Origin of the sequence: Saccharopolyspora oryzae, assembly GCF_027853915.1 — a bacterium.
In the GTDB taxonomy this organism is placed as follows: Bacteria; Actinomycetota; Actinomycetes; order Mycobacteriales; family Pseudonocardiaceae; genus Saccharopolyspora; species Saccharopolyspora oryzae.
Map to the genome: position 1 here is coordinate 36414 of NZ_JAQGLA010000070.1, position 6605 is coordinate 43018.

A 6605-nucleotide genomic window follows, 5' to 3' on the forward strand; every position below is an offset into this window, starting at 1 on the left:
CGGCGGTCGCGAAGTGGGGGGAAAGCAGCCGCGGGCCCGGAACGTGGACCGGGCTCCGCTGTTGGCAGCGCTCGGCGTCGAGCTCGACGCCGAGCTGCTCACCCTTGCTCTCACCCACCGCTCGTACGCGTACGAGAACGGTGGCCTGCCGCCCAACGAGCGGCTCGAGTTCCTGGGTGACGCGGTGCTCGGACTGGTGATCACCGATCGCCTGTACAACGACCACCCGGAACTCGCGGAGGGGCAGCTCGCGAAGCTGCGCGCCAGCGTGGTCAACATGCACGCGCTGGCCGGCGTCGCACGCGGTCTCGGTGAGGGCGGTCTGGGAGAGTACTTGCTCCTGGGCAGGGGCGAGGAGCTCACGGGGGGCCGTGACAAGGCGAGCATCCTCGCGGACGGCTTGGAGGCCGTGCTCGGCGCGGTGTACCTGGCGAAGGGCATCGACGTCGCGCGCGACGTCGTCCACCGGCTGTTCGAGCCGCTGCTGGCCGAGGCGCCGCAGCGCGGAGCCGGCCTGGACTGGAAGACCAGCCTGCAGGAGCTGACCGCGTCGGCCAGCCTCGGCGTGCCCGAGTACCGGGTGGAGGAGCAGGGGCCGGACCACCGCAAGGAGTTCAGCGCCTACGTCGCCGTCGGCGGGCAGACCTACGGTCGCGGCGACGGCCGCACCAAGAAGGAAGCCGAGCAGAAGGCTGCGGAAGCGGCCTGGCGCCAGCTCTCCGAGCCGAAGGGCGAAGGCACCGAGAACTCCGCCTGAGCTCTCTCGAAGATCGAAGACAGGCTCTGCGGCCCCGCGATTCGCGGGGCCGCCTGTTTTTGCGCGGCGGGCGTGGTCGAAGATGTTTTCGTGCCCGAGTTGCCTGAGGTCGAGGTCGTCCGGCGCGGTGTCTCCGAACACGCGATCGGCCGGACGGTGTCCAGCGTTGAGATCCTGCATCCCCGAGCGGTGCGCCGCCACGTGCCCGGACCGGAAGATCTCGCCGGGCGCCTGGCCGGTCGGGTCCTGAGCGCGGCTCGGCGCCGCGGCAAGTACCTGTGGCTGGAGCTCGGCGACGGGGATGCGGTGTCGGACGCCGGCGAGGCGTTGGTGGTGCACCTGGGGATGAGCGGTCAGCTGCTGGTGCAGCCCGCCGACGTCCCGGACGAGAAGCACCTGCGGGTGCGGTTCCGGTTCGCCGACGGTGGTCCGGAGCTGCGGTTCGTCGACCAGCGCACGTTCGGCGGCGTGCACCTCGCCGATCTGGTCGAGGTGGACGGTGTCGCGGTGCCCGAACCGGTCGAGCACATCGCGCCCGATCCGCTGGAGCCCACCTTCGACCTGGACCGGCTGGTGGAGCGGTTGCGGGCGCGGCGCACCGGGATCAAGCGGGCGCTGCTCGACCAGAGCCTGGTGTCCGGCATCGGCAACATCTACGCGGACGAGGCGCTGTGGCGCGCGAAGCTGCACTGGGCGCGGCCCACGGCGACGCTGACCCGGCCCAAGATCCGCGAGCTGTTCGACGGCGTCACCGAGGTCATGCAGGACGCGTTGCACGCCGGTGGCACCTCGTTCGACGCCCTGTACGTCAACGTCAACGGCGAGTCCGGCTACTTCGACCGGTCGCTGGCGGTGTACGGCCAGCTCGACCGGCCGTGCCCGCGCTGCGGCGCGTCGATCCGGCGCGACGCCTTCATGAACCGCTCCTCCTACACCTGCCCGGTGTGCCAACCCAAACCGAGGAACGCCCACCTCTGACCATTCGGGCTCCGTGCGGTTTCGTGCGCGGGAACCACAGTTTCAATTGAAACTGCAAATCCCACCCACTGCGGATCACAGTTTCAATTGAAACTGTGGTCTGGACCATGGCGACTGGGGTTCCCAGGTAGTTCCCAGGTGATGTCGAGGGTGCTCGCACCTCTGTCCGGCTTGATGGGTTCCGAAGCCGGATGAGAGGTGGTGGGAGATGAGCGCCGTGCCGCAGCTCGATGTCGAGAGCCGGGCATCGCGCCGGACCGCGACGGTCGACGTCGTGATCCCGGTCTACAACGAGGAACATTCGCTGCCGGGGTGTCTGGAGGTGCTCAGCGAGCACCTGGCCACTGGATTCCCGTTCTCCTGGACCATCACGATCGTCGACAACGCCAGCAGCGACGCCACGTTGCGCGTCGCGCACGAGCTGGCCGCCGCGATGGACCGCGTTCGGGTGCTGCACCTGGATCGCAAGGGGCGCGGGTTGGCGTTGCGCACCGCGTGGGGGTACAGCGATGCGGACGTCGTGGTCTACATGGACGTCGACCTGTCCACCGGGCTCGACGCGCTGCTGCCGCTGGTCGCGCCGCTGGTCAACGGGCATTCCGACCTGGCCGTCGGGTCGCGGTTGGCGAGCGGGGCGCGGACCGTGCGCGGGGGCAAGCGGGAGTTGATCTCGCGCTGCTACAACGGGATGGTCCGCTGGACGCACGGCGCGCGGTTCACCGATGCGCAGTGCGGGTTCAAGGCGGCGCGGACCGATGTGATCAAGCCGCTGCTGAACGCGGTCCGGGACGATTCCTGGTTCTTCGACACCGAACTCCTGCTCCTCGCCGAGCACAATGGTCTTCGGGTGCACGAAGTTCCGGTGGACTGGGTCGAGGACGTCGACACGCGCGTGAACGTGGTGCGGACGGCTTTTGACGACATCGCCGGGTTGGTGCGGGTCGCGCGGGCGAAGTTCACCGGCCAGGCGAAGGTGGCGGGTCTGCCGCAGCGGCCGGCGCCGCGCGCGGCACATCCGCAGGCGGCGTTGGCGAAGCGGGAGAACGGCCTGCTGTGGCAGCTGGTTTCGTTCGGCGCCATCGGTCTCGTGTCCACTGTGCTCACCGCGGTGCTGTACGCGGTGCTGCGCAACTGGTGGCCGCCGCTGCTGGCCAACCTGGTCGCGCTGATCGCGACCACGCTGTGGAACACCGAGGCCAACCGCAGGTACACCTTCCTGCGGGAGCCGGGTTCGTCCGGGCGCGTGCACCTGCAAGGACTCGTCGTGTTCGCGCTGTACTACGCGGTGACCTCCGGTGCGCTGCTCGTCCTGAACGCCTGGCAGGCGGATCCGTCGAGGTGGCTGGAAGTCCTGGTTCTCGTGGTGTCCTCGGTGCTGGGCACAGCGCTGCGATTCGTGCTGCTGCGGTCCTGGGTGTTCCGGCCGCGCGGGGAAGGTGCGTCATGACCGCCGTTGCCGAGCCGATCGCCGCTCCGGCCCCGTCCCGTTCCCGCGGGTGGGAGCCGTGGGCGTTGGCCGTGATCTGCGGGATCGCCGCGCTGCTGTACCTGTGGGGAATCGGGAGTTCGTGGGGGAATTCGTACTACTCGGCGGCCGTGAAGTCGATGTCGGAGAGCTTCGAGGCGTTCTTCTTCGGCTCCTTCGACCCGGTCGGCGTGGTCACCGTGGACAAGCCGCCGATGGCCCTGTGGTTGCAGGTGCTCTCGGTGAAGATCTTCGGGTTCAACCAGTTCGCCGTGCTCGTCCCGCAGGCCGTCGCCGGAGTCGCGGCGGTGTTCCTGCTGCACCGCACGGTTCGGCGTTGGGCGGGGGAGCACGCCGCGCTGCTGGCCGCGCTGGTGATGGCGCTGACGCCGATCACCGTCGTCATCAACCGCGACAACAACCCCGATACGCTGCTGGTTCTGCTCGTGATCGCGGCCGCTTACGCCATGACGCGGGCGTTCGAGACGCGGCGGGCGACCGGTTGGGTCGCGCTGGCCGCGTTCTTGGTGGGCTGCGGATTCCTGACCAAGATGCTGCAGGCGTGGATGGTGCTGCCCGCGTTCATCGCTGCCTACCTGCTGGGCAGCCGGGCCGGGTGGGGGCGTCGACTGCTGGACCTCGGGGTGGCGGCCGTCGTGCTCCTGGTGAGCTCGTTCTGGTGGGTGGCGGCGACCGCGCTGTGGCCCTCGCCGAAGCCGTTCATCGGGGGCAGCGAGGACGGTTCCGCGCTGGACCTGATCTTCGGCTACAACGGGTTCGGCCGGATCTTCGGGCAGAGCGGCCACGCCGGCGGTGCCGGTGGCCCTGGTGGTCCGGGCGGTCCCGGTGGCCACGGCGGCGGTTTCTCCGGCTCGGCGGGTCTTCTGCGGCTGTTCAACGAGCAGGTGGGCGGTCAGATCAGCTGGTTGCTGCCGCTGTGCGGGTTGGTGCTGGTGTCGATGCTGGTGGTCGGCATCCGGCGTCGCCCGGTGGATCGCGCGCAGCTCGCGGGCTGGGTGTTGTGGGGCGGTTGGCTGCTGGTCATCGGCCTGATGCTCAGCTTCGCGCAGGGCATCATGCACCCCTACTACACGACGATGCTGGCGCCCGCGGTCGGCGCGCTGGTCGGGGCCGGGCTCGTCCGCTTCTGGCGCTGGTACCGCGAACCGGGCGGCAAGGCGTGGCTGCTGCCGATCGGTGTGGCGATCACCGCGGCGTGGGCGATGGTCATCGTCGCGCGCGACCTGAGCTGGCACGCGTGGGCCGGGTACGCCGCGGTGGGGCTGGGAGTAGTCGCGCTGGTCGCGCTGCTGATCGGTCGGCGCGGCGGTGCGGTTCTGGCTAAATCCGGCCTGGTTCTGGGGTTGGCCGCGATGCTGCTGGTGCCTACGGCGTGGTCGGCGATCGCCGTGGCCGGTGGGCAGTCCCCGATGGGCGGCGTGAACCCGATGGCCGGGCCGGAAACGTCGATGATGGGCGGAGACCGGATGCGCCCGCCGGGAATGGGCGGCGACGGGATGCCGCCACCCGGCGGGGACGGGAAGCAGCGGCGCCTCATGGGCGAGATGGGCGGTGCCTCGCTCAGCGCCGACCAGCGGAAGCTGCTCGACTACGTCCAGGCGCAGGCCGGGGGCATCGAGGTGCCGCTCGCGGTCGAGGGCGGGGCGATGGGTGCTTCGTCGTACCTCATCAACTCCGATGTGACCGTGATCGGGATGGGCGGGTTCAGCGGAGGTGACGACGCGCCGTCGGTGGCCCGGTTGACCGAGTGGAAGCAGTCCGGCCAGCTCGGATTCGTGCTGCTCGGGGGCGGTCCCGGAGGCATGCAGCCGCCGGGTGGCATGGCGATGCCCGAAGGTGTGGAGATGCCGGGCGGCGCGGACATGAAGGGCGGCCGGGCGCGCAGCGACCGCGATGCGTGGGTCAAGCAGAACTGCACCGCGGTCGATCCAGCGGCGTGGGGAGGCACGGCCGGCAGCGGGCTGGAGCTGTACGCGTGCGGATAAGGCGCGGGACCCGGAGCTGACCGGGTGCGGCAGGCGGGGAGGGTGTCGACGCCCTCCCCGCCGTTGACATCATCGGGCGGTCTCAGCGGGCTTCCAGGTTCTTCCCAGGTTGGCGGGGGAGACTGGTCGCCGTGGTTGATTCCGCTCGGGTGCTGGTCGTCGACGACGAGCCGAACATCTTGGAACTGCTCACCGCCGCGTTGCGGTTGAGCGGGTTCGAGGTGCGCGGCGAAGGTACCGGCGCTGATGGTCTGGCCGCTGCGGCGGAGTTCCGGCCGGACATCGTCGTGCTGGACGTGATGCTGCCGGACCGGGACGGGTTCTCGGTAGCCACCGAGCTGCGCGCGAACGGCAACACGGTGCCGGTGCTGTTCCTGACCGCGCGGGACGCCGTCGAGGACCGCATCGCGGGGCTCACCGCCGGCGGCGACGACTACGTCACCAAGCCGTTCAGCTTGGACGAGGTGGTGCTGCGGTTGCGCGCGATCCTGCGGCGGGTGCGGCCCGCGCAGGCCGACGACTCGACGCTGCGCTACCACGACGTCGAGCTGGACGAGGAGAGCTACGAGGTCCGCCGCGGTGGGCGGCTGATCACCCTCTCGCCCACCGAGTTCAAGCTGCTGCGCTACCTGCTGATCAACGCGGAGAAGGTGGTCAGCAAGGTGCAGATCCTGGACCGCGTGTGGAACTACGAGTTCGGCGGGGACAGCCGGATCGTCGAGTCCTACATCAGCTACCTGCGGCGCAAGGTCGACGCGGAGTCGCCCGCGCTGATCCACACCATCCGAGGGGTGGGGTACGTGCTGCGGTTGCCGCCGGAGCGGAGATGAGGATCTTCAGCACGTTGCGCGGGCGGCTGGTGCTCGTGCTGCTCAGCGCGCTGGTGATCGGGCTGATGGCGATGGGGGCCACCAGCGCCGTTCTGCTGAGCCGGTCGTTGATCACCCGCACCGACGACCGGCTGGCGGAACTGGCCAGACCGTGGGAGCACGGTGTGCTGCCGCCGCCGGATCCGATGCGCGTCCCCCCGGAGCACGTGCGGGGGCGCGGGGAGCTGCCCACCGATTTCCGGGTGCTGGTGTTCGATCCGGCCGATGGCCAGGTCGGTGGGGTGCTCGGGAGTCCGGAGGGGGATGCCGGTGGGCCGCTGGTGTTGCACCCGGAACGCGCGCCCGCGGTCGGAACGGTGCCGGACCGGGCGGGCGGTTCGGACTGGCGGGTGCGGACCGTCGCGCTGCCCAACGGTCGCCTCGCCGTGCTCGCCCTGTCGCTGGCCGGGGTGGAGGCGACGGTGGGGCAGCTGGTGATCATCGAGCTGGTCGTGGGCGGGGCCGTGCTGGTGGTGCTGGCGGCGGCCGCCGCGATGACGGTGCGGCGGAGCCTGCGGGCGTTGGGCCGG

The 6605-nt window shown here is 70.3% G+C and carries 5 protein-coding genes and 1 pseudogene; all 6 read left to right on the forward strand.

The window, feature by feature from the left end:
* Nucleotides 1–13: 13 nt before the first annotated feature.
* Nucleotides 14–757 carry a ribonuclease III gene (rnc, locus tag OU415_RS29345; RefSeq protein ID WP_270952593.1) on the forward strand — a complete coding sequence of 248 codons (744 nt, stop codon included), beginning with the start codon at nucleotides 14–16 and terminating at the stop codon, nucleotides 755–757.
* Nucleotides 758–847: 90 nt separating this feature from the next.
* A complete protein-coding gene (mutM, locus tag OU415_RS29350) occupies nucleotides 848–1735 on the forward strand; it encodes a bifunctional DNA-formamidopyrimidine glycosylase/DNA-(apurinic or apyrimidinic site) lyase (protein WP_270952594.1) in 888 nt (295 codons plus the stop codon).
* Between the two features lie 208 nt (nucleotides 1736–1943).
* Complete coding sequence (locus OU415_RS29355; protein ID WP_270952595.1) at nucleotides 1944–3182, forward strand: bifunctional glycosyltransferase family 2/GtrA family protein; 1239 nt, start codon at nucleotides 1944–1946, stop codon at nucleotides 3180–3182.
* The gene (locus OU415_RS29360; protein ID WP_270952596.1) at nucleotides 3179–5206 is read left to right on the forward strand and encodes a glycosyltransferase family 39 protein; all 2028 of its coding nucleotides are present in this window, start codon (nucleotides 3179–3181) and stop codon (nucleotides 5204–5206) included. The genes OU415_RS29355 and OU415_RS29360 overlap by 4 nt, the downstream gene beginning before the upstream one ends.
* A gap of 131 nt (nucleotides 5207–5337) precedes the next feature.
* Complete coding sequence (locus tag OU415_RS29365; RefSeq protein WP_270952597.1) at nucleotides 5338–6036, forward strand: response regulator transcription factor; 699 nt, start codon at nucleotides 5338–5340, stop codon at nucleotides 6034–6036.
* A pseudogene (locus OU415_RS29370) lies at nucleotides 6033–6605 on the forward strand (sensor histidine kinase); the annotation flags it as partial. The gene OU415_RS29365 and the pseudogene OU415_RS29370, both read left to right, overlap by 4 nt.